The sequence below is a fragment of the Wolbachia endosymbiont (group A) of Barypeithes pellucidus genome (assembly GCF_964030885.1).
In the GTDB taxonomy this organism is placed as follows: domain Bacteria; phylum Pseudomonadota; class Alphaproteobacteria; order Rickettsiales; family Anaplasmataceae; genus Wolbachia.
The window spans coordinates 567,184-590,878 of record NZ_OZ034985.1 but is presented as its reverse complement, the minus strand read 5'-3'; the positions used below and the strand labels follow the sequence as shown (position 1 = coordinate 590,878).

Here is a 23,695-nt window from a genome sequence, read left to right as displayed (position 1 = left end):
TTCTAAAATGAATGATAAATTTCCATTATGGTATTACCAACCAAAAGTTGTAAGTCTGTACATTTATACATTAGAGGTCTGAGGCGGCTTTTGATGGTATGCCAACAGTGTTCTATGGGATTCAAATCTGGTGAATATGTTGGAAGATACAGCACATGACAGCCAAAAGACTCTATTAATGATTTTGTTTTAGTGGTCTTATGAAATGTAGCATTATCCATAACTATGGTTGTGCCAAGTGGCAATTTAGGTAATAACATCTTCTCCAACCATATATTGAATACCTCTTTGTCACACCCACCTTTGAAAGTCATTGGTGCAATAAATCTCATTCCAATCCACCCGGCTACTATACTGATTCTCTCTCGAGTTCTCCCTGGAATATCTGCATAAATTTTCTTTCCTCTTGGAGCACGTCCATATTCTCGGTATAATTTATTATCAACTCCTGCTTCATCTATATATAAGATGCTGGAATGGTCTATTTTTGAGATTTTATCAATAAACTGCTGCCTATCTTCTTGATTGCGCTCTTGATATAGTGTGACTTTTTTTTAAAGTAATTTTTAGCTGTTTTAGTCTATACCAAATTGAATTTATTCCAAATCCAAGATTTTGTTTCATCTCTGCCAGAGTATGATCTGGATTCTTTGTAACATATTCTTCGAGTATTTTTGGGTCTATTTTTCGAATAAAGCTGCCGTTTTTAGATGGCTTGAGGCTTTCACCAGCAGCTTTCTTTTTTAACCAGCGGTACAAAGTTGCTATTCCTATCTCCAGAAGCTCTGCCACCTCAACCTTCTTCTTCCCTTTTCCTATCATCGATATTGCCTTTTCTCTTAAATCCACACTATACGCCATTATAACCCAAATACCTTATTATACCTTTATCATTTACTTTGGGAAATACTATAGCTGCAAGATGGGCACCACATGCAATTTTGATCGAAGCAAAAACAAGTGGTCAGCAATTAACACAAGAGCTAAAGGCAAATAGCGATCTACCGATTATCGAAATAGTGCCACACAATGACAAACTCACTCGATTTTATCAAATTGTTCCGACTATAGAGTCTGGCAGGGGTTTTCTGCCACAGCAAGCGGTATGGCTCAATGATTTTGAGTATGAGATTTTAATGTTCCCAGAAGCCCGTTATGATGATCAGGTGGACAGTACAGTACAATATTTACAATGGACAAGAAAAACCACCGACAGCATCCCCAGGGTCAGGGGCTTTGGCCCCAACCCTAATAAAACGCTTAGGTGGCTGAGAGCAGTGGATTAGATCAATTGCTTCTAAATTTTTTTATGGGGAGAGTGCTGCTCGGCCTTAGTAGCATCCAGTTTTGTGGATATTCTCAAATTTTCCACACTTAATTCTAGAGTACGTTTTGGCGATCCTCCTCTAGTATTCTCACAATCCATAGACTCATAACCACTTGTTGTTGCCTCAGCTTTAGAGCTTACGTTTTCAGCATCAGTTACGAACCCGGAAGAATAACCGCTGTCTTTATTATCTTCGAGCTTCCCCTTTTTAGCTACTGATGTACCTTTAGTACACTGTTGCTCTTTCAAAGGCAACTTTGTTTCCCAATCGTTAAAAGTACGGTCAAGGCAGTATCCACCTTTGTCTTTTATAATTGGAATATCTTCTAATGCGTTTTCATCGGGATAACAGGCTGTAGCTGCTTCGCGATGTTTTATCCTATTGTAATATCCTCCTTCTCTTTCTATTCCTTTCTTCACCTTGAGATCTACCAATCTGTCCTTTTTAGATTTCACTGCCTCTTTGATAATGTTAATGTCGATCTTTTCTATTTTCACTTCTTCCTCATACCCATAAATAAAAAGTTTTTCTAAGTTAAATAAGGCACCACGACTTATATTAGCAACAACTGTTGTTTCTTGGTTTTTCTCACAATTAGAAAGAAATTTAAATGGAAACTCATCTAGATCATAGGCTTCTTTCTTATCTTTACAATACTCTTCTTTCGTCTTATCTCTTACCTCCTGTAAATATTCTTTTACATTAACACTATCAGGAATTAAACTAGCAATCTTCCCATTTTTTACAATAAAGTTAGTATCAGGAAGGTCGAAATTATTATTACTGTAGTTAAACGCATAAAGCAATTCTTTAAACAAGTTTTTTTCTTCCTCGGTAAGAGGTTTATTAGAAGACTTACGCTTTTCCAATGATGTACCCCTAAACCGTCGTAATTGCTCTTTGAACAACAAGTTTACTTCACAAGTGTCACGACTACGGTCAAGCACGTATTCACCTCCTTCAAATGCAATTGGAATTATTTTCATTGCCCCTTCATCAGGAAAACAACCCTTACATGCTTCTTCAAGAGAATCGCCCTTAGATAGCTGGTAATCTACCCATTCGTCCTTTTCACGTTTCTCTACCTTTTTAACGGCACTAATGTCAATAGCATCTACGTTTTTCCCAAACTTCTGACTAAAAAGGATTTTTAAGTTAGATAAAGCACCACTACTTATATTAGCAACAACTGTTTTTCCTTGTTTTTCTTCACAATTAAGTTTAAATGGAAACTCATCCAGATCGTAAAGTTCTCTTGCTTTTTCCTCAGTTTCACAATACTTTTCTATTATAGAAGCTTTTACCTCCTGTAAATATTTCTCTCTATCAACATTATCATGGAGTAAACTAACAATTTTCCCATCTTTTGCAAAAAAGTTAGTATAAACACCATCAAGAGTATAATTCATTAAGTTCAATGTATAAAGCAATGCTTTAGACAACTTTTCTTCTTCCTTTTCCTTAGTAACTTGCTGTTTTTCTTCCATGCTACAAATGTTCTCCGTATCTTCTGGAGGATCTGCAAAAATCCCAAGATTTGAGGATATTGGATCATTCCTTGTCGTAAGAGAAGAAGTCGATGGTGGCAAACACCAAGAACTACTCCCTGTTGGCATATTTTCACCAGCGCCTCTCGATGATGAAGGTTCACTCTGTGACCATAACAAGGGTCCTGGGATACTACCACTAGCTGCTGCAGCACCTAGATTTCCCCCTGATTTAGATGGCCATGAAACACCATAACTAACTGCAATAGAATTCAGCTGCGGCAATGGCGGAAATCCTTTACTCGTTCCAGCTAAATTTACATGATTGTGCAGTAGCAGACCTTCTTTTTCCGTTTCTGATCCTTGCTCTGACCCTCACCTGGGAGAATCCTCTAATGCTCCATCCTGACTCCGCGTGGGAAACCCCTGTGCCCGTGATTGCTCAACCGATGATCTTGGGCCACCACTTGTAGAAGGTGCAACAGAATCCTTAGGTTTCGGAGGTGAATTACTATCATAACCACTATCTCTGTTTCTTTGGTTGGGCGGTGTTCTTAGTCCACTCGGTCCTGCATGTGTAGGAGAATTGAGTGGCGACTGTGCAGGCGACAATGCTTGCAAACGAAGCTCAGGGTCAATGGACAGTTCATGGTCTTTGTTGATTACAGAGTTTTCCATGATTTTATTCAGCACACAATAAGAAATCTCTTGATTAGCAAAATCTATTCCGTATATTCCTCTCCTGCCAAATACTGGTAGGTGTTGTGGTGAAGTACAACCTTCAATATCACGTAATATGTTAATATCAAATATATTATTAATATTATTCACCTCTTTCCTAGTTAAAACCCTATCAACGTTACCGTCTTTTGCAATAGGCACTAGAATTGAGTTTTCATGATTCCCTAAATAGGAAGAACGAAGTACAGAGTCAACTGGTATGCCCACCCTACGAATAAAATCAATTATTGAAAATTTTAGACCCTCAACAACTTCATCTTCGGCACTTGGGATCTCAAAATCACGACATATCAAAGATGCTTTGTCTTTTACTATGTTCTTAATAAACTCAACATTATCAAAAATGCTTTTTTCTATGTATACACGATTATCAATTATTTCCAAGTAGTCCATTGGAACATTTCCGTATCTTGCAATTTTCGATGACAATAAATTAATAAAGCGTACTTTTAGTTTCCAATCATTAAAACGCATACAATATAGATAAGATTTTCTGTCAAAGCTTACATAGCCGGTATTTTCTTCTGCATATCCAATACCAAACTCGTGTCCTATATTCACCTTTATATCTTTTGCAAGTACATGGGCTAGGCAACATTTTAAATTAAAAACTACATCTTTATCTATTGGCACCGAAAACTTATACCTTCCTTTACTATCTTTATTCAATTGTTTTTTACTAAATTTAAAAGGAAAAAAACTTATATTAAAAGACATACTAGCACTACTCTCATCTTCACAAAATTCCTCTACTATTTTTTCCTTCATATCGTTCAAATACTTCATACATTGATCAGCACCCATACTTTTATCAAATGAGATAACAATATGATCTTCCTTATGAAAATTTCGATGTAAATTTTGTACGGTAAGATTAGTCATGACAATATCATTTTTACAAAGATTAATATTAAAGGCCCTTACTAATTCTTGATTTATTTCGCTTACATTAGGCATAACACCCCCTATTTAAATTACCATAAACTTGCTGTTACTTACCACTTTTGCCACTACCTTGACCACTAGATTGATTTTGCTTCCTCCTCTCTTCCTCACGCTTAATTCTCTCTCTAAAATCATCTATTCTCTTTGGGTCTACTTTACTTAGATCAATTTTTCCTCCTCCCGGTGGATCATTCTCACCATATCTTCGTTTTTCAGAACCTGAACCTTTATTACCATGCATATTGCCCCCAGTAAAAATATTATGTAATTAATATACTAAAAATAAAATTAAGTGCAAGCACTTTTTTATATTTTTTTTCAAAAAATTTTATTCACTCTTTTTCATAAAATTCAGTTTTCTAGATTCCAGCGTCACGCGCTGGAATGACACCTGTATTTCTCTTTGCCATCAATCCCTACTCTTTAATGTCATACCAGTACCTCTTTTTCTTGTCATCCCAGTGCCCAGACACTGGGATCCAGTGTTCTTTATCACATAAGTAGCTAACACTAGCTATCTCGATGGTGTATTACCATTCCCTCTTGCTGCACGTTCATTCAATACATCAGTAACTTTTGATCTAGGATCTTCTTGAACACTACTTGCAGAACTACGCTGATCAGCACTAGCATTAGACTTATCAGTAGTTCCTGATGGAACTTGAAAATGATCAATTGGATAATTGTGTGTAGGAGGTTTATTTCGTGCTTGTCTTCTTGCATCCCTTTTACTAGCTTTAAACTGTTTACTTTTTTTTGGTTGATTTGTCTTTTCTGCAGGCTGCTCCGCAGGTTTCGGTGGACACACCTCTTTCTTCGGTTCATGCTTCGCTTTTTTCTCTTCGTTCACTTTTTCTGGTTTTTGTGAATTTTCATGAGATTTTCTTTCAAGCCCAGTAAGACGCAATAGATGTTTCAAAGGATCTGACACAATTTCAAGCTCTGGTTTGCTCAGAGGGATTGGCCTTACAAATCCGGGTGAAACTTCAAAAAGGGAAACTGGCACTTTAGGTTTTTCTCTTTCATCCACTTTTATTTCTACGTCTTTACGAACTTCTTTAATTGCTTCTTCCTTTAATGATGTTTTTTCTGCTTTTTTATCTTCTTTTTCTGTAGATGCCTCTACCGCAGCCGCCAACTCAACTCCAAACATCTCTGCGAACATTGTAACAATCCATCCGACAACGGCCAGCTGTAACTTGAGTTTCAGATCTTGCAATGCAGTTAACCTTTCTAACGCCCTTGCAAACTCTTCTTCTGATAACTCACCACTGCCTAATTTCTCCTGCAATTCTTTTATCTCTTTGTCCAACCTCTGATTGAAACTTAAATCGCGTGCAAAAATCTTCTTGATTAACCCCTTAAGCTTATCACGCAAAAACTTAATTATCGAAAGAAGCCAATTTTTTTCTTTCTTCTCCTTAAGCATTTGGTAGATTTTCGGATCATCTACATTTACTTCAAAAAGGTTGAAGAGAGGTTCAAAGAAACTCCAAAAATCTCCGAGTGGTTTTTCACAATTGAAGTAACCCTCATCATCATCTTTGATACGTAGCTCTGCTTGAGATGATATTTCATCGATACAACTAGAGGCCTGACGCTCACACTCGAGCCTTCTAAGTAAATCTTGTCTGGAAAGCTCCTCTACGGCTGCTTTTAGTTCATTTAACTTCTGCTCCGCAGAGAAATCTTGCTCCCTGATTTTTCCTTGGAAGATTGAGCTACCGTTTTTATTATTATCTGAAAAATTTTTCATTGTTTTTGTCCCTTCAATAAAATTACTGCCTTTGTTCTTACCTAGAAAGCTTTCTACCATTTTTACTCCCTTCATAAAACTTAATAATTTAATTTTACAGCACTAAACATTTAAGAACTATTAATGTAAAGATGTCAATAAGATTATTTATATCTTTACACTATATATAGTATATCATACGCCATTTAACCTTTCAATAATATTCTTGCTGCTTTTTCAAGCTCTAGCATGCGCTTCCCTTAAATTGGTTCTTATTAGTGTTCACTTTTGCCTCTACCACCACTTTTTCTTGTAAAGTATTTGTTTATTATACTCTCTGGCATAACATTGTGCAACATACTGTATTCAGAGTGTATTGAACGAGCCTGAAAGGCTGATAAACGAGTATCAACAAAGACTGTCAGAAAGCAAAGATAAAGCTACATTAGATATATCTTAGCCACTTAAGTAGGGTTGGGCCCGACCCTGAAAGCACTGGTGTTAATTTTTTGACCCATTGTAAATACTGTACTATCCACTGTGGCGAGTTTCTGGGAACATTAAAACTCATACTTAAAGCCATACCGCTTGGTGCGGCAAAACAACCCTGCCAAATCGGAACAATTTTGAGTGAGCTTATTATTGTGTGGCACTATTCCAATAATCACTATCTGCCTTTAACACTTGTGTCAATTTGCTGCGAACAAGCTTGCGTAAAATCAGTAAATGGAACATCCTTAGTGGTCTCGATTGACTCTGTAGGTACATTACCATTTTTCTTAAAACCTTTATCTTTTGTAGCTTCCAGAACATTTTTTCCTCCCAAAAGACAGTTTTTCCCTAAACTTTTCTTCTCAGCTTTTAACTTGTTAAGCCTTGCTTCGCTCTCATCATCAATTTCTACTTCTATTTTATTACCACCTTCCTTACTAGGACTTAGATAAATATTAATCTCTCCTACCTCAGTGGTAAAAGACATTTTAATGCTACCTTTTAAGACATCTGTGCAATTTCTTTTTCCATCTTTTGTACCTTCAACTCTCACTATACTTTCCCCAATTTGAAGTATGCCGACTTTTAATTTTAACTCTTTAGCTTTCTCATTGTTTAAGATTTTCACAGGTTCAATAATACTATCTTGTGAATATTTCACATAAAAATATCTATTATCTATTTCTGCTTTAAAGTCATACTCATGAGTTTGCTTACTTTTGTTTACAATACCTTCATATGCTATACTTATTAGCTCTTCTTTCCTATCCTTACATTGCTTATTGAGATCATCTAAATAATCAAAGTCATAATGTTTATTTGTAAGCTCGGTATCACCGGAGAGAAATTCTTGTCCCATTCCACCTTTTAACAACAAATTACTTGTGATCCTTTTTATGATGATGTCTGAAGCTTTATATTCGTCGCCATCACTTTCATCGGTATAATCATGTGTATTAAGCATTGCAGTTGAAGAACGTGGATTCACACGAAGCTGAGCAATAACTTCTTCCATTTCTTTAAATATTAAACTTGTTACAGTTTCTTTATCACCTTTTTCATTACCATTACTCCAACTTGAATTTAATCTTAGTCCTTCCTTCAAGTACTCATCTACTATTTTCTCAATACTTTCTAGAATATTTTCTTCAGATTCTTGTTTATTTTGTGCTGTTATACCTCTTATCTTCTCACAAAACTTATCAATTAGCTCCTGTTCATCTGTAGTTAATGGTATTTCTAGCTTCGCTAACAGTGAGTCTTCTAGAAAAAGATAATCACTTGAACTACAGCTCGAATCCTCGTCTTCTGGGTCACAATCACTCGGTTCAGTAGAAATTATCTGATTATCGTCACCGGAGCTATACCCTGTATCATCACGAAGTGCCTGATCATCATTGTGCTTTTTAGGGTAATTACTAGAGTTATTTGTCAAATTCCCTTTATCTTTAGTAGGAACTGTTTGATTATCGTCACCGGAGCCATAACCTTCATCTGTCGCATTCCCTTCATTTTTACGAAAATTATCTGAACCATAGCTCCAATTCTTAATAGCTTGAAGGCAATTATGTTCAGTAACATATTCAAATGGAGTCTTTCCATCTTGATCTTGCATATTTTTATCAGCTCCTTTTTTTAAAAGAAGCTCTATAGCTTGAAGGCAGTTATTTTTAGCAGCATAATGTAACAGAGTTCTTTTATCTTGGTTCCGTGTATTTGGATCAGCTCCTGCTTCTAGAAGAGACTTTATATGGTAAGCATAATTATTTAATAGATTGCTATTGCTTGCTAACTCATTTAAAATGTCCCGTAATTTTTCATCTAAGTAATATGACAGAGTTTTTCCATTTTGGTTCTGTATATTTGGATCAGCTCCTGCTCCTAGAAGAAGCATTATATGTTGGATATTATTGGGAGGATCTAATAGATTGCTATTGCTTGCTAACTGACCTAAAATGTTACGTAATTCTTCATTTGATTCCTTGTTTGGTACCCCACCATGCATATTCTATAACCATTACTCACTAATTCTTCAGTGATTACTGTAATATATAGATAAGTCAATAAAAAAATACACCTTTCCTTCTTCAGTTCTAAAATATTGTCAAAAGGCTCAAAAAGATGAGTTAAAGTAAGAAGGAGAATAGCAGGTTGTTTACACTTTCATGCTATGCCCATAGCATCATATATTACTTAACCTTACAATAATTTTTTTATTCTTGCTGCTTCTTCAAACTCTAAATTTTCAGCATGCTCTATCATTTGCTTTCTAAAATCATCCTTATTAGTATTTACTTTTGGTTCTGCTATTGCCCTCTCCTGTAAGGTGTTTGATATAGGTTTTATTATAGTCTTTGGGACAATATTGTGCAATATATTATGTTCTTCTTGTTTTTTTCTTCTTCTTTCGGTCTCTCTTAATGCACGATCTAAAGAACCAGTGATTTTATCTGCATATAAAATTACTCTACCTTCAGCATTACGTGCAGCACGACCGATCGTTTGAATTAATGAAGTTGCCGATCGCAAAAATCCTTCTTTATCAGCATCCAAAATTGCAACCAACCCACACTCTGGAATATCAAGACCTTCCCTCAGTAAGTTAACACCTACTAGAACATCGATTTCTTCAGATCTTAATTTACATATAATTTCTATTCTCTCCAGCGCACCAATATCAGAATGCAAATAACTCACTCTCATATTCAATTCACTCATATATTCAGCCAAATTTTCAGCCATTTCTTTCGTCAATGTAGTGATCAAAACACAAAATCCCTTCCCTATTGTCACTTGTGCCTCATGAATTACATCATCAATTTGACTCTCTATTGGTTTCACAATGCAGATTGGGTCTGTAAGCCCTGTTGGACGGATAACTTGCTCTATAAATACATTATTGGTCTTTGCCAACTCATACTTTCCGGGAGTGGCTGAAATGTAAATAGTCTGCGGCCTAACTTCCTCCCATTCTTCAAATTTTAATGGACGATTATCAAAAGCGGAAGGGAGCCTGAAGCCATAGTCAATCAATTTCTTTTTACGCGCCTCATTACCACTGTACATCGCACCAACCTGAGGAACGGTGACATGACTCTCATCAACAAATAAAATTACGTCTTTGGGTAAATATTCAAACAAAGTAGGCGGTGGATCCCCAGCTTCCATTCCATAGAGATAACGCGAATAATTTTCAATACCTTTACATATTCCTGTTGTTCTCATCATTTCGATATCAAAATTAGTGCGTTGCTCGAGGCGCTTTGCTTCAATAATCTTGTTTTGCGAGTAGTAATAATCCAAGCGTTCATGCAGCTCTTTTTTGATTAGCTGAGCTGCCTGCAACAAGGTCTCACGTGATGTAATGTGATAGCTATTTGGAAAAATGGTGATTTTATCTATGCGTTTGATAACATTGCCGGTCATAGCATCAATTTCAAAAATTTCTTCTACTTCATCGCCAAATAACGATAAACGCCAAGCTTTACTTTCATAATGGGAAGGAAATATATCAACAATATCGCCGCGCACTCTAAAATATCCTCTCTCAAACCTGGCATCAGAGCGCTTGTATTGGAGATCAGTTAAGTTGCTCAGGAAATCATTAATACGAATTTCATTTCCAACACTAAGCGTTATGGTCATGCTGAGGTAGCTTTCAGGCGAGCCAAGACCGTATATACAGGAAACACTGGCAACTACGATCGTATCCCTGCGCTCCAAAAGGGAGCAAACGGCAGAACAACGCAGCATGTCAATTCTTTCGTTGATTGCGGAGTCTTTTTCGATATAAGTATCAGTTTGTGGCAAATAGGCTTCGGGCTGGTAGTAATCATAATAAGAAATGAAGTATCCAACAGCATTATTGGGAAACAATCCCTTCATTTCCTCATAAAGCTGTGCTGCTAAAGTTTTATTGTGTGCCATAATTAATGCAGGCCTATTTGTTCTTGCAATAACATTTGCCATAGTAAAAGTTTTCCCAGAACCAGTAACCCCAAGCAAAACCTGATCTCTTTTATTGCTATTTAGCCCTGCAATTAAGCCATCGATTGCTTGTGGTTGATCTCCATCTGGTTGAAAATGTGTAGTGATTTGAAATTCCATGAGTTCTACCTACTATGTTTTCATAATGTGTTTATTATTGTATAATACACTTGCTAGTGTAAATAAGGTATGAAAGTGAATGTAAATAGATGTAAGAAATTCTATTTTTTCCTTTTATAGAGTTTGCTCCAAACTTTATTGTTAGTTAATACAAAAAACACTGTTAAAATTATAAAATACGCCACTACTTTTAATCCAAGTTTATGCCTGCGCTCTAATTCTGGCTCTCCTGCCCATTGTAAAAAATTTACCACGTCATATGCCATATTTTCAACTGTGGCTTGTCTTGCACCATCATATTCCACCATTCCTTCAGAAAGTGGTGGCGCCATAGCTAATCTGCCTGTTGGAAAATACGAATTAAAATATAAATCATTTTCATCGTGTTCGCCGTTTTGATAGCCTGTTAACAGTGAATAGACATAATTTGCACCATCATGCCTTGCTTTAATAATTAACGATAAGTCTGGTGGAACAGCACCATTATTGCTTGCTGCAGCTGCTTCTTTTGAATCAAAAGGCGCAATAAAATAGTCTGAAGGTACTCCAGGTCTGTCAAACATTTCACCCATATCATTTGGGCCATCTTTAACTTGGTAAGAAGCCGCAATCTGTTTTACATCTTCTTCAGAAAAACCGATGTCTTGCAAATTACGAAATGCTACTCTATTCATTGAATGACAAGCAGCACAGACTTCCTTATATACCTTGTAGCCACGTTGAATTGATTCTCTATCGAAAGACCCAGTAATTCCATCACATTTCCAGTCCATTTTTTTATTTGGTGATGGTTTAAAATCTTCTGCATACACAAAATTAGTAAGGAATAATGCACAAAACACAGCCAATATATTTTTAACCAGCATTATTTCATCTCCGGCACAGAATCACTTAAGGTTTTTGGTGGTTCTTCTGGCTTTTCATATTTACTAAGCAGTGGTAAAATTATTACAAAGTATGCAAAATAATAAAGAGTGGATAGCCTACTCATAGTGATGTAAGGCTCTTTCACCTCTTGTCCTCCAAGCCAGGCAAGAAGTGCAAAATTTATTGCAAAAACCCAAAAAAATTTCTTGAATACCGGGCGGTAAGCACCACTTTTAACTTTTGATCTATCAAGCCAAGGTAACAGAAACCAAACTAAAATAGATGCAAACATAGTAAGCACACCAGTAAGTTTATCTGGAATTGAACGTAGCATTGCATAAAAAGGTAAAAAATACCACTCTGGCACTATATGTACCGGAGTTACCATAGAGTCAGCTTCTATATAATTGTCTGGATGCCCAAGATAATTGGGAGCATAAAAAACAAATGTAAACAAAGCTACAAAAAACAGACCAAAAGTTATGCAATCCTTGACTATATAATAAGGATAGAGAGGAATGGTATCCTTATCTGATTTTACCTCCACTCCACTTGGGTTACCAGAGCCAAACCTATGCAGAGCTATCACATGAAGCATAGCTAAAGCAATAATAACAAAAGGCAGAAGATAATGCAGAGCGAAAAAACGGTTAAGTGTTGGGTTATCCACTGAAAAACCACCCCATAACCATATAACTATTTTATTGCCAATTAAAGGTATAGCAGAAAATAAGTTGGTTATAACTGTTGCACCCCAGAAACTCATTTGCCCCCAAGGCAATACATATCCCATAAAGGCAGTTGCCATCATTGCAAAAAATATAAATATACCAACAAACCACACCATCTCCCGTGGCTTCTTGTAAGATCCGTAATATAACCCACGCATTATATGAACATAGACTACCATAAAGAAGAGCGATGCCCCGACAGCATGAGTGTAGCGTATCAGCCATCCATAGTTCACGTCACGCATTATACGCTCCACGCTATTAAACGCATAATCAACATGCGGAGTGTAGTGCATAGCAAGAAATATACCTGTTATTATTTGTAAAATTAGCGCTATACCAGCCAAAGAGCCAAAATTCCAAGCATAATTTAAGTTTTTTGGCACTTGGTAAGAAGCAGTGTGCCTTAGAAAAGAAAATATAGGCAGTCTATATTCTATCCACCCTAATATGCCTTTTTCTTCTTTTATTGTTTCTTTTTTGTTATCTTCCTGCATAACTTAAAGTTTTTTGAATATTGCTATCTTTAACTCATTTTATTGTAGCAGCTTATCCTCTACGCACAATAAAAAGTTTAAAGTAATACTAATTACTACTTCTTCAGCAACCTATCACGTGCTGCGTTTAATTTTTGCGCAAAATATTCCGAGCCTCCTTTATCTGGATGAACTAACTTCATTAAATTTTGATATGCTTTATTGATTTCATTTTGACTGGCCTCAGGATTCAGCCCCAGTATCTTTAATGCTTCATCTTTGGACATGTTATCACCGGTGTAATTTTCAGTACAACTTCTACTGCTATTAAATTCGTTCAAAAACTTACTCAATATAGAGTTCATCATGAAACTTACGTTATTTTTTTTTGTCAGGAAGAGAAAAAATACAAAAACACTAGGCAGAATAAATGTAATCACTATGAATATCAGAAAAAGGAAAAAGATGAATGACATGTATATTTTTTTATCATTTTATGATTAAATAGTAACAATTATAATCGTCATGGTAAATAACATGTTCATTCAGATTGAAGAAACACCTAATCCAAACACACTGAAATTTCTTCTTGGATTTGCAATTCTAAACGAAGGAGAAACGGCTGATTTTTCAAATGCAGATGAAATAAAAAACTCCAAGTTAGCAGCAAATCTTTTTCAAATAGAACATGTGGTAAGAGTGTTTTTTGGCCATGATTTTATTTCAGTGACAAAATCTGGTGGGATTAATTGGGATATATTAAAAGTGGAAATTTTAACTACAATTATGGATCACTTTACTTCAGGTGGAAAAGCACTAGATAAAGAAGGAGTGAATGATAATAACATACCAGATGAGGAATTTTTTGATGAAAGTGATATAGAAATTGTAAATAGAATAAAAGAATTGATGGAAAGTTACATCAAACCTGCAGTTGCTCAAGATGGTGGCGATATCAAATTTCGTGGCTATAAAGATGGAATAGTTTATGTTGAGTTACAAGGAGCTTGCTCTGGATGCCCAAGTGCTGCAATTACCCTCAAGCAAGGAGTGCAGAATATGCTGAGCTACCACATACCAGAGGTTGCAGGTATAGAGACCACGCTATGACTAATCAAACGGTTAGAGGAACAAAAGATCTCCTGTTTGATGAATGGTACAAGTTTAAACACATAGAGCAAATAGCAAGCAGAATCTCAAGTCTATATGGCTTTTTGCCTGCTCAAACTCCGATATTTGAATATACGGAAGTTTTCACAAAGACTTTAGGTGATAGCTCAGACATCATCAATAAAGAGATGTACACCTTTAATGATAAAGGAGGAAAGAGCATAACTTTACGTCCTGAGTTCACTGCAGCGATTGTCAGGCTACTCATTGAAAAAAAACTGCAAACACCGATAAAATTATTCTCAACAGGACCTGCATTTCGCTATGAAAGACCGCAAAAGGGAAGACAAAGGCAATTTCATCAGATAAATTTTGAGATTTTTGGCATAGAAGATCCAAAAGCTGATATTGAATTGATATCACTCGCTCAGCACTTACTAACTAAATTTGGCATCAATAAAAATGTAAAGCTGGAAATCAACTCTTTAGGTGATGGTGAAACAATAACTAAATATAGAGAAGCTTTGATCTTATACTTTACAAAGTACCAAAATGATCTATCAGAAGATAGCAAAAATAGGTTGATCAAAAATCCACTCAGAATACTAGATTCTAAGGATGAGAAAGATAGATTAATAATCTCTGGTGCACCTAAAATCAGCAATTATTATACGAAAGAGTCCTCAGATTTCTTTGAACAAATACTAAATGGATTAACAATTCTTGATATACCTTATACCGTAAACAATAAACTAGTTCGAGGTTTGGATTATTATTGCCACACAGTGTTTGAGTTTGTCACAGAAGATTTAGGTGCACAAGGGGCAGTTTTTGCCGGTGGAAGATACGATAATCTAGTATCTTCAGTAGGTGGAAAACACACTCCAGCAATAGGATTTGCAGGAGGTATTGAACGCATAATGGAGTTAATCAATTATTCTCCGAAAGAAGAGCGACCTATTTACCTAATTCCGATCGGCAGAGAGGCTGATGAACATGCTCTAACACTTGCAAATGAATTGCGCAGAAATGGTTTATATGTAATCTATGAATATAGCGGAGCGCTTAAAACCCGAATGAAAAAAGCAAATCAAGCAAATGCTAAAGCTGCCTTAATTTTTGGTGATGAAGAATTGAGTAGTAAAACTTTAAAGATTAAAAACATGGATACAGGTGAAGAAAAAATAATTGCTCGCGATAACACAATAGAAAACATCTAATTAGGAGCAAGGGAGTGTTAAATAAACTGTGTCAAACCGAAAAAAAAGTAATAAATTGATATAAAAAAATGGAGGTTTGACAATGAGTCAGAAAGTAGTAAACAGAACTACCGGTTTGGTAGATTATAAAGAATTAGAAACAAATATCCTGTCGTCTATACGAGAAGGAAGACCGTTGACAGGAAGAGATGGAGCATTAACACCGTTTATAAAAAAGTTGCTGGAGGTAAGCCTGGAAGGTGAAATAGAAAACCACTTGTCGGCTGAAAGCGAAGAGAATAATCGAAGAAATGGGAGAAATGCAAAAACTTTACGTACAAGTGCAGAGCTATTAACACCAAGAGATAGAGAAGGAAGTTTCGAACCACAAATAGTCAAAAAAAGGCAAACAAACTTACATCCAGAGCTTGAAACGAAGATTTTGAGCACATTTGCCAGTGGTATGGGCTATAGAGATATAGTGTCACATGTTGAGGAAATTTATGATCACAAAATATCGGCGGCAGAGATATCAAGTATTACTGACAAATTGCTACCAGTAATCAACGAATGGCGTAGTCGCCCGCTGCAGTCTGTATATCCGATAGTTTTCATGGATGGCATGTTTTTTAAAGTCAAAGAGGACGGGCATTGCGTAAGTAAATGCATGTATAACATATTAGGCATAGATCAAAATGGCAAAAAAGAAGTATTAGGTTTTTATTTGGCTGAAAGTGAAGGAGCTAACTTCTGGTTGGGAGTGTTAAATGACCTCAAAGAAAGAGGAGTAGAAGATATCCTTATTGCCTGCGTTGATGGGCTAAAAAGCTTTCCTGCAGCTATAAACAGTGTCTTTCCTAATGCGGAAGTGCAGATGTGTATAGTGCATCAGATACGCAACTCACTGAAGTATGTGGCCAGTAAAGATGCGAAGAGTTTTTTGAGCGATTTAAAGAAGGTATATCAAGCTTCAAGCAAGGAAATTGCCGAGAATTATCTGTTGGAATTGGATGAAAAATGGGGCACAAAGTACCCTATGGTTATAAAATCTTGGCAGAATAATTGGGAAAACTTGTCTGGTTATTTTAAGTATTCTGGTCCAGTTAGGAGGATAATCTACACCACCAATCCCATAGAGGGGCTACATAGGCAAATTAGGAAATTCACTAAGACCAAAGGCTCATTTACCAGCATAAATGCCTTGTATAAGCAGGTATATTGTGCTATAAAGAAGGCAGAGGAAAAGTGGACGATGCCTGTACATGATTGGGCATTAACTATCTCTCAACTTGATGTTTTCTTTCCTGGCAGATTGAAAATTGAGTCGAACTAAAAATGCGGTTTGACACAGTTTATTTAACACTCCCAGGAGCAATGCAAATGTTTTTCTCAGTCAGCTATAGAAGAAAATTCGTCTGCACAAGAATTTTTCATAGCATTCAATGTATCATAATCTGTAAAATCTAATTTTACTGGTGTGATAGTAATAAATCCTTCTTTTATTTTATTTACACTACCACTGCCTGAGTGCTCTCGAGACCAATTTAAGCTAAAAGAGCCATTCGAATTTTCAGTAAAAGTTAAATCCCCATCAATGTTATATTCACCTTGTTCAGCAAATTCTACTCCTTTTACTTTTTCCGTAGCAGGAAAATTTACACTCATCACTATGTTTTTAGGCCAACCAACCTTAACTAGCTTGGCAATAACCTTTGGTGCAAAAACCTTCGTATTGTGCCAGTCTATTTTATCATGATAAACTTGGCTCAGCGCAATAGAAGGTATAGACCTTGCAGCACCTTCCATTACAGCACCAATTGTTCCTGAATAACAAATATCGTCCCCGACATTTGATCCAATATTTACTCCGGACAATATTAAGTCTGGTTTTTTATTCATAACTTTATTTAGCGCAATAATGACACAATCTGCAGGAGTACCAGACACACTAAATTCCCTTTCACTATGTTGTTTTATTCCAATAGATTGTTTCACTGGATAATCAAGAGATCTTGCAGCCCCGCTTCTATCAGTATCTGGTGCCACTATCCATATTTCTGATGCAAAATTACGTGCAATCTCTTTGAGTAATTTTATTCCTTCACTTCCAAAGCCATCATCGTTTGTTATCAATATTATCATGTACAATACTCAGCTATACAGTTCCAAATTATGTAAATCACTGGCTGTAAATAAACTCATAAGGCTTTAGGTTTCTTTGCATAACTACGAACTGTAACAAAGAACCTGCTGTAAATCAATAAGAAAAGATTAGGAGTGCAAACAGGTTGGAAAGTATAGTATTTCCTAAATTTAATAATAAATTTCTTGGCTAGCAAGAAGCTGTAAATTTTTTTGCGAGACCTAAGCCGCTTTTGATATAGCTAAAGGTTTACTGACAATCGTCTCATTCCACTACCTGCTGACTTACTTTCTGCTTAGCATATCCATCAAATCAGATTCTTTGAGTTTACTATGGTCAACTTTACTGAACTTATTCACTATAGAGCTCATTTGATTATACTGCTTAATTAGAAGATTAACGTCAGTTACACTTGTTCCGGACCCCTTAGAAATTCTAAGTCTTCTTTTGCCATTTAAAATATCTGGATTTTGCCTTTCCTTTTCAGTCATTGAGTTTATGATGGCTATATATTTTTTCACTTTATTGTCATCTGGCACACCGCTGCTTAGCTTTTTTGTGAATGAACTAGGAATGAATTTCATTATGTTGCTAATACCATCCATTTTATTGAGAGTTTTTAACATTCCCACTAGGTCATTTAGGTCGAATTTACCCTTTTTTACTTTCTTTTGTAACTTATCAATTTCTTCCTGACCAACAATCTCAGCAGCTTTTTCAACCAATGATACAACATCACCCATGCTAAGTATCCTTTTTGCAATTCTATCGGGATAAAAATCATCGAGGTCACTTAATTTTTCACCACAAGCAATAAATTTAATTGGACAATCGGTGATCATTTTCATAGAAAGAGCAGCACCACCACGTGCATCACCATCAACGCGGGTGAGAATAATGCCGGTTACACCTATTACCTCATTGAATGATTTGGCAATGTTGACCGCATCCTGGCCTATCATTGCGTCGGCTACTAAAATAACTTCTGCAGGTGAAGCTATTTCCTTTACGGCTTTCAACTCATTCATCATATTATTGTCAATATGAAGCCTGCCTGCGGTGTCTAGTATTAATACATCATAATTATCGTTCTTTGCTGCTGCCAGTGCCCTTTTTGTAATTGCAATAGGCCCCTCATTTATTACTGTAGGTAAAGTTTGTACGTCTATCTGTTTACCCAGCACCTCAAGTTGTTTTTGGGCAGCCGGCCTATAAATGTCTAAAGAGGCAAGCATCACTTTTTTCTTTTGCTTTTTTAGCTTGAAAGCAAGCTTTCCTGAGGTAGTTGTTTTACCTGCACCTTGTAAGCCCACCATCATAATCACAGCAGGGGGTTTAACTGCTAGATTTAAGTCACTTTTCTCTGATCCGAGAACTGCAACTAACTTATCCTGCACAATTTTAATTATCATTTGTGCTGGAGAAACACTTTTTATGACTTTTTCCCCAATCACTTTATCTTTAATGTCGTTGATGAATTTTTTTGCAACTTCAAGTGAAACGTCAGCTTCAATTAAGGCTATGCGTATTTCACGCATGGCAAGATTAAAATCATCTTCAGAAATGATCGACTTTCCTCTTAGTTTACTAAATACAGAATTTAAACTTTCAGTTAACGATTTAAACATAATAGCGTTAGTAGAATACTCATTAAAAAGAGAGAAGAAGCTGAAACAAAACTCACTGAGTTATAACCCAGCACTTCTTTAAGTTTAGTAATATTATTAAAGTATAAACTAGTAAGTGAATTAGTCAAGTTTTGCACTACGCTGGCAAATATTTCTCTAGTTTTAGAGACTAACTGATTGAACAGCAAGATAATATAGGATATGAAAGCTCTAAAAATCCAATCAACATCCATTTTAAAATTTACTCTCGGGTAAAATAACTTGCGTAAAGGAATAAACAATAAAGTGGTACATAGTAACAAATTAAATTGCGACAAAATATTTTCTGTGTTGTACACAAAATCGAAAATCGAAGGTTTATTGTAAATAGGTAAGTAAGGATTGCCAGCGATTACGCATATAAATGCTAAAATGATCATAGTCATTTTGCCCCCCCTCTCTGCTAACGGTTTTGACTTACTTTTTGCAATAAATAAGTAATAAAGAAACTTTAGCCCCACGCTTAAATGAAGCAGCAAATTTAGAACCTTATATAAATTTTTATACCCTTTTAAGGCAACAGTGTTCATTTCAATTTCAGCTGTGATATATGATTTACTGATAAATCCAGCGGTTCCAGGAAATGCAGCCATTGTAAGTATTGCGATTATAGCACACATGCCTTCCACTGACATCAGTTTACCTACTCCATTAAAACTAATTGTTTTTGTTCGTGAAATAATCGAATTGCTGACCACAAACAATAATGATTGATAAACAAGAGAGAAGATTATATGCAGTATCAAAATTGGTATTGCCTTTTCCGAAGGGCTAAGTAAACCTCCTGCAATAATCAGCAAGCCCATTTGTCCTACAACGTTATAGCATAAAAATCTACGAATATTTTGCTCAAGAGAAGCAAATATAATGCTGTAAATTGCAGTGATGGCGCCTACAAGCGCTAATATTTCAGTACAATCTTGCCATAGGTTATAAGTGTGTAAAAGCATCACTAAAAAAGAGACTTTAGTGGTAAATAAAGAGAGATATGTAGTGCCATGTAGCGATGCAGCAGGATATGCATCAACAACCCAAAACGAAAAAGGAAAACAAGCGCAGTTTATCAATAAACCCAAAATTATCAGATTAGTACTTTGCAGTGCCAATCCTGCTGTTAATATAACTCCAACGAAAAAGTGTACACAGGCGTACCTTATTGCAGGTCCATTATCTCTACAGCCAGCTGCGATAGTAAAAAATGCACTGACGGTCATTAATTCACAGAATATTATAACCAATATCATATGTTCAGATAAAACTGCATAAAGTGAACTAATAGTGTAAGCAGCAAAAGATAGCATCTCTGAAAAAGTCAAATTTTGTGCTGGTAGAACAGCTAAAAATGCAACTGATAAAAAAGATATTAGTATGATACGAAAAGATAAATCAAAATCTAGAATTGGGAGAGACCAATTTACTGCAATGCTCAAATTTTCAGGTAATTTTAGGACTATAACTATTAATATAGTCAGTAGGAGTAACAGTGACGATTTACAAAGTTGCACAATAATTTAAACCAATATGGTTTATGCTATCTCAATATATGAATAAAATCAATTTGCATATTAACCACTAATTAAACTAATTATCATATAATTATATCAGAGTTTAGAGGGTTATAGAGAAACCGGTCAGATTAGGTTTTTAATCTAATCTGACCGATAGCTTTAATAGTGAGGTAAGCTTTAATATAGCATTCTTAATTCATAATGCTACACTCGTGCATAATTTATTTTTAATTTGTGCACGAGCGTTAGTAAATTATTTACTTTTTGAAATAAAATTTGGCATCACTTTAATATCCAGACTTAGTAAACCTCAGTAGGGCATCCAGTTGGGCCCATAAGAATTATTTGCTCGCCTTCTCTTAAGTGTCTACATAAATTAGTGGAGCCGCCGGTTTCAAGCACAATAGTGGAAATAACTCCTTTTTTTTTGTCTACTTCAGTGCCAGTTACAGCTATACCTTCCATAGCGAGGTTAGTTTTTCTGCCATTGGTTTCAAAATTTTGCAATCTAAAGAATTGCCCAGGTTTAAAATTCTTTGCCGCAAGAGGTGCTTTAATCACTATTTCTATCACTTTATCTGTTAAATATTGAACTTTTATAACCTTTGCAGTGAATTGCTCTTTGATTTTATTGAAAAATTCTTTGTTAGCCAGATCTTCAACGCTTGACCACGCATTTTTTTTCTGGATCTCAGTATCAGCTACTTGGATGACATCTTTTTTGGTGAAAGTTACTCTTACATTACAACATTCATACAATTGTGCATATGACTCCGAGATTCTAGCTGGAGTGACAGAAACGAAGCTATTAACTCTATTCAAAAGCTGGGAAATAATAGGGTAGCCGTTCTTAGCACTTGCCATAGCTTTCACGACGCTGCCGCTATACGAAGGATGAAGATCACCAAAAAAGCTAATTGTTTTATTGCCTTGCTTATACACTAATATTCTATCTTTATTTTGCATTTTAGGAGAAAATATTGGATCTATTTCTTTTCCTGATGAATTCAAATGAGTAAAATACCCATTACTTAATTTAAAATGCTTTCTATCTTCTGTTGCAATAACCGTATTTGGCTCAGTACCTGCTGCTATAAAAATAGAACGTGCTTTCATGCATTTGATTTCGCCGGATTTTGTGTCTATCAGTTTTATTGATTCAGCATGGTTATATTTATCCGTCACAACTTTAACTGGCTCTAAGTTTTCAATAAAGTAAATCCCTTCTGACAGCGCATTTTGCACCTCTTCGCTATTTAATCGATAACTTGGTGAATCTTTTAGCTCTTTTCTATATACAATTTTCACTCCCCCCAAGCTCTGCATTAACTCTAATACTTTTATTTCTCTATTCTCTTTTTTTGCTAACTCTTGCTTTTCTCGGATCAATTGTGCGTGCAGCATAAACTCATTCGCAATTTCGCGCTCTTCTTCTGTCCAATCTTTTTCAACACAGTCCTTTCCATACTTATCAACTAATATCTCATAACGAAGAAGAAATTTTTCTACTTGAATTGGATAATACGCTAAAGCTTCAGTGGCAGTGTCAATCGCGGTAAGCCCCGCACCTATGACAACTATCGGCATACGAACTTGCAGATTCGCTATAGAATCAAATTTAAGAGCGCCAGTCAGTTGTAACGACATAAGAAAGTCAGATGCCATACGCACTCCACGAGCTAGTATATTCTTTATTTTGATCATTCGTGGCTTGCCAGAGCCAAGCGCTAAAGCGATGTGATCAAAACCCAAGTTGAACGCGTCATCAACATTAATCGTGCCACCAAAACGAATGCCTCCATAAAGTGCGAAATTCTCACGTCTTTCCAGCAGTAATCTAATAATCTTTAAGTAATTCTTATCCCACCGAGAAGTAATGCCATATTCTGCCACCCCACCAAACCCATCTGCCATGCGTTCACTCAATTTTTCGTGTTTGAAATCTTTAATTAGTTGGAAATTATCGATCAAAGGCTCAATTTTTAATCCATCAATAGCGATAACGTTATGCCCATCATTCAACAAATGATGAGCTAAATTAAAACCAGCAGGACCAAGGCCTGCAACTAGAACGTTTTTTCCGGTGTTTTCTCTTGGCAATGAACGCTGAAAATTTAAAGGATTCCAACGGCTGAGCAGAGAATATATTTCAAATCCGTACGGTAAACTGAGCACATCATCCAGAATCCTTGTTTCAATTGCTGGCACATTTACGGGTTCTTGTTTTTGATATATGCACGAATTCATGCAGTCATTGCATATTCTGTGTCCAGTAGCTGCGCATAGCGGATTGTCTATCATCACAATTGCAAGACTTGCTATGCTGTACCCTTCGCTTTTCACCAGATTCATTTCTGATATTTTCTGTTCTAGTGGGCAGCCATGCAGCTCAACTTTTAGTGGGGATTGTTTAAAAGTATTGTCGTTATTAATTAGCCCCTTTGAGCAGCTATCCTTATTTTGCTTATGACAGAATATGCAGTAGTGAGCGTTATCTAATGCTTTATTCAAACTCACCTTTTTGCTTGTTAGATCAAAACCATATCGTCTTTTTACTTCATTTGAATACAGCACTTCAACTTTGTCTACTTCTTTTTTAGAAAATGGTATGAGATTTTCATGGTCAATTTTCCTATGGATACTAAAGAGTATACTCTGTTTATTTTTCACTCTCCACGCTGCATATTGTGCTGCAAGTTCTATTTCCTCTTTGTGATCCTCTTTATTTTCAAACCAATGCATCACCTGCTCAGCAAAATTTTTTTCTGTTGTTGGCAAAGTGAGAAAATGACTTAGTTTGTTAGTAATATCTATATTCGCCACATTAGTGTATTTCCTCAATGCATAGCGTTGGACAAATAACCTTTTGCATTTATATATTACAGCAAAGTCATTGTGTTTTTTCTTTAGCTCCTCTATTTCTTTTTCAACATTGAAAAGTTTTGCAATAAATTCATCAAGTAAGTACGAAAGGTCTATAATCAACTGGCTATCGCCAATGCGATTTTCTCTTGCTTCAATTAATGAACAAAACAAGCTTTCATCACATGATTTAATATAATTCAAAAATGTCTCATCCAATTTTATTAATCCACTGCGAGTATATAGACTAGAAAATGAGATATTAATCTGCATTATACAGTATGCACACTGTCTTTT

The 23,695-nt window shown here is 35.8% G+C and carries 18 protein-coding genes and 1 pseudogene; 4 read left to right on the top strand and 15 right to left on the bottom strand.

Going from position 1 to position 23,695, the window contains the following annotated elements:
- Positions 1 to 2 precede the first annotated feature (2 nt).
- On the bottom strand, positions 3 to 485 hold the full coding sequence (locus ACQH1X_RS03135) for an IS630 family transposase (RefSeq protein WP_252154099.1): 483 nt from the start codon (positions 483 to 485) through the stop codon (positions 3 to 5).
- Positions 486 to 513: 28 nt separating this feature from the next.
- Positions 514 to 861 carry an IS630 transposase-related protein gene (locus tag ACQH1X_RS03130; protein ID WP_425385784.1) on the bottom strand — a complete coding sequence of 116 codons (348 nt, stop codon included), beginning with the start codon at positions 859 to 861 and terminating at the stop codon, positions 514 to 516.
- Positions 862 to 908: 47 nt separating this feature from the next.
- Between ACQH1X_RS03130 and terL the strand changes: the two are divergent.
- Positions 909 to 1,286: pseudogene (gene terL / locus ACQH1X_RS03125) on the top strand (phage terminase large subunit); the annotation flags it as partial.
- A gap of 11 nt (positions 1,287 to 1,297) precedes the next feature.
- On the opposite strand, the gene ACQH1X_RS03120 reads toward terL, so the two are convergent.
- From ACQH1X_RS03120 to ACQH1X_RS03080, 9 genes are all read right to left on the bottom strand, one after another.
- Positions 1,298 to 3,100: a hypothetical protein gene (locus ACQH1X_RS03120; protein WP_425386518.1), complete on the bottom strand. Its 1,803-nt coding sequence runs from the start codon at positions 3,098 to 3,100 to the stop codon at positions 1,298 to 1,300.
- A 90-nt stretch (positions 3,101 to 3,190) separates the two neighbouring features.
- On the bottom strand, positions 3,191 to 4,513 hold the full coding sequence (locus ACQH1X_RS03115) for a hypothetical protein (protein WP_425386517.1): 1,323 nt from the start codon (positions 4,511 to 4,513) through the stop codon (positions 3,191 to 3,193).
- Between the two features lie 34 nt (positions 4,514 to 4,547).
- Positions 4,548 to 4,742: a hypothetical protein gene (locus ACQH1X_RS03110; RefSeq protein ID WP_265027120.1), complete on the bottom strand. Its 195-nt coding sequence runs from the start codon at positions 4,740 to 4,742 to the stop codon at positions 4,548 to 4,550.
- Positions 4,743 to 5,015: 273 nt separating this feature from the next.
- A complete protein-coding gene (locus tag ACQH1X_RS03105; RefSeq protein ID WP_425386654.1) occupies positions 5,016 to 6,317 on the bottom strand; it encodes a hypothetical protein in 1,302 nt (433 codons plus the stop codon).
- A gap of 586 nt (positions 6,318 to 6,903) precedes the next feature.
- On the bottom strand, positions 6,904 to 8,733 hold the full coding sequence (locus ACQH1X_RS03100; protein ID WP_425386516.1) for an ankyrin repeat domain-containing protein: 1,830 nt from the start codon (positions 8,731 to 8,733) through the stop codon (positions 6,904 to 6,906).
- Positions 8,734 to 8,927: 194 nt separating this feature from the next.
- On the bottom strand, positions 8,928 to 10,835 hold the full coding sequence (gene uvrB, locus ACQH1X_RS03095; protein ID WP_425386515.1) for an excinuclease ABC subunit UvrB: 1,908 nt from the start codon (positions 10,833 to 10,835) through the stop codon (positions 8,928 to 8,930).
- 101 nt (positions 10,836 to 10,936) lie between these two features.
- Positions 10,937 to 11,701, bottom strand: coding sequence for a cytochrome c1 (locus ACQH1X_RS03090; RefSeq protein ID WP_265035121.1), 765 nt, complete (start codon positions 11,699 to 11,701; stop codon positions 10,937 to 10,939).
- A complete protein-coding gene (locus ACQH1X_RS03085) occupies positions 11,701 to 12,930 on the bottom strand; it encodes a cytochrome b (protein ID WP_425386514.1) in 1,230 nt (409 codons plus the stop codon). Before ACQH1X_RS03085 ends, ACQH1X_RS03090 begins: the two co-directional genes overlap by 1 nt.
- 95 nt (positions 12,931 to 13,025) lie before the next feature.
- Complete coding sequence (locus tag ACQH1X_RS03080; RefSeq protein WP_265035117.1) at positions 13,026 to 13,274, bottom strand: J domain-containing protein; 249 nt, start codon at positions 13,272 to 13,274, stop codon at positions 13,026 to 13,028.
- Positions 13,275 to 13,446: 172 nt separating this feature from the next.
- Between ACQH1X_RS03080 and ACQH1X_RS03075 the strand changes: the two genes are divergently transcribed.
- The 3 genes from ACQH1X_RS03075 (at position 13,447) to ACQH1X_RS03065 (ending at position 16,551) form a co-directional block, all read left to right on the top strand.
- Positions 13,447 to 14,019: a NifU family protein gene (locus ACQH1X_RS03075; RefSeq protein ID WP_425386653.1), complete on the top strand. Its 573-nt coding sequence runs from the start codon at positions 13,447 to 13,449 to the stop codon at positions 14,017 to 14,019.
- Positions 14,016 to 15,239: a histidine--tRNA ligase gene (hisS, locus tag ACQH1X_RS03070; protein ID WP_341818581.1), complete on the top strand. Its 1,224-nt coding sequence runs from the start codon at positions 14,016 to 14,018 to the stop codon at positions 15,237 to 15,239. Before ACQH1X_RS03075 ends, hisS begins: the two co-directional genes overlap by 4 nt.
- An 82-nt stretch (positions 15,240 to 15,321) precedes the next feature.
- Positions 15,322 to 16,551, top strand: a complete 1,230-nt coding sequence (locus ACQH1X_RS03065) for an IS256-like element ISWpi15 family transposase (protein WP_425385875.1) — start codon at positions 15,322 to 15,324, stop codon at positions 16,549 to 16,551.
- Between the two features lie 56 nt (positions 16,552 to 16,607).
- On the opposite strand, the gene surE is transcribed toward ACQH1X_RS03065, so the two are convergent.
- From surE to ACQH1X_RS03045, 4 genes are all read right to left on the bottom strand, one after another.
- Positions 16,608 to 17,360, bottom strand: a complete 753-nt coding sequence (surE, locus tag ACQH1X_RS03060) for a 5'/3'-nucleotidase SurE (RefSeq protein ID WP_265025776.1) — start codon at positions 17,358 to 17,360, stop codon at positions 16,608 to 16,610.
- Positions 17,361 to 17,645: 285 nt separating this feature from the next.
- Entirely contained in the window at positions 17,646 to 18,989 is a 1,344-nt protein-coding gene (gene ffh / locus ACQH1X_RS03055) for a signal recognition particle protein (RefSeq protein WP_425386513.1), read from the bottom strand.
- The gene (locus tag ACQH1X_RS03050; RefSeq protein ID WP_425386512.1) at positions 18,974 to 20,533 is read right to left on the bottom strand and encodes a proton-conducting transporter membrane subunit; all 1,560 of its coding nucleotides are present in this window, start codon (positions 20,531 to 20,533) and stop codon (positions 18,974 to 18,976) included. Before ACQH1X_RS03050 ends, ffh begins: the two co-directional genes overlap by 16 nt.
- Before the next feature lie 303 nt (positions 20,534 to 20,836).
- On the bottom strand, positions 20,837 to 23,671 hold the full coding sequence (locus tag ACQH1X_RS03045) for an FAD-dependent oxidoreductase (RefSeq protein ID WP_425386511.1): 2,835 nt from the start codon (positions 23,669 to 23,671) through the stop codon (positions 20,837 to 20,839).
- Between the last annotated feature and the right edge of the window lie 24 nt (positions 23,672 to 23,695).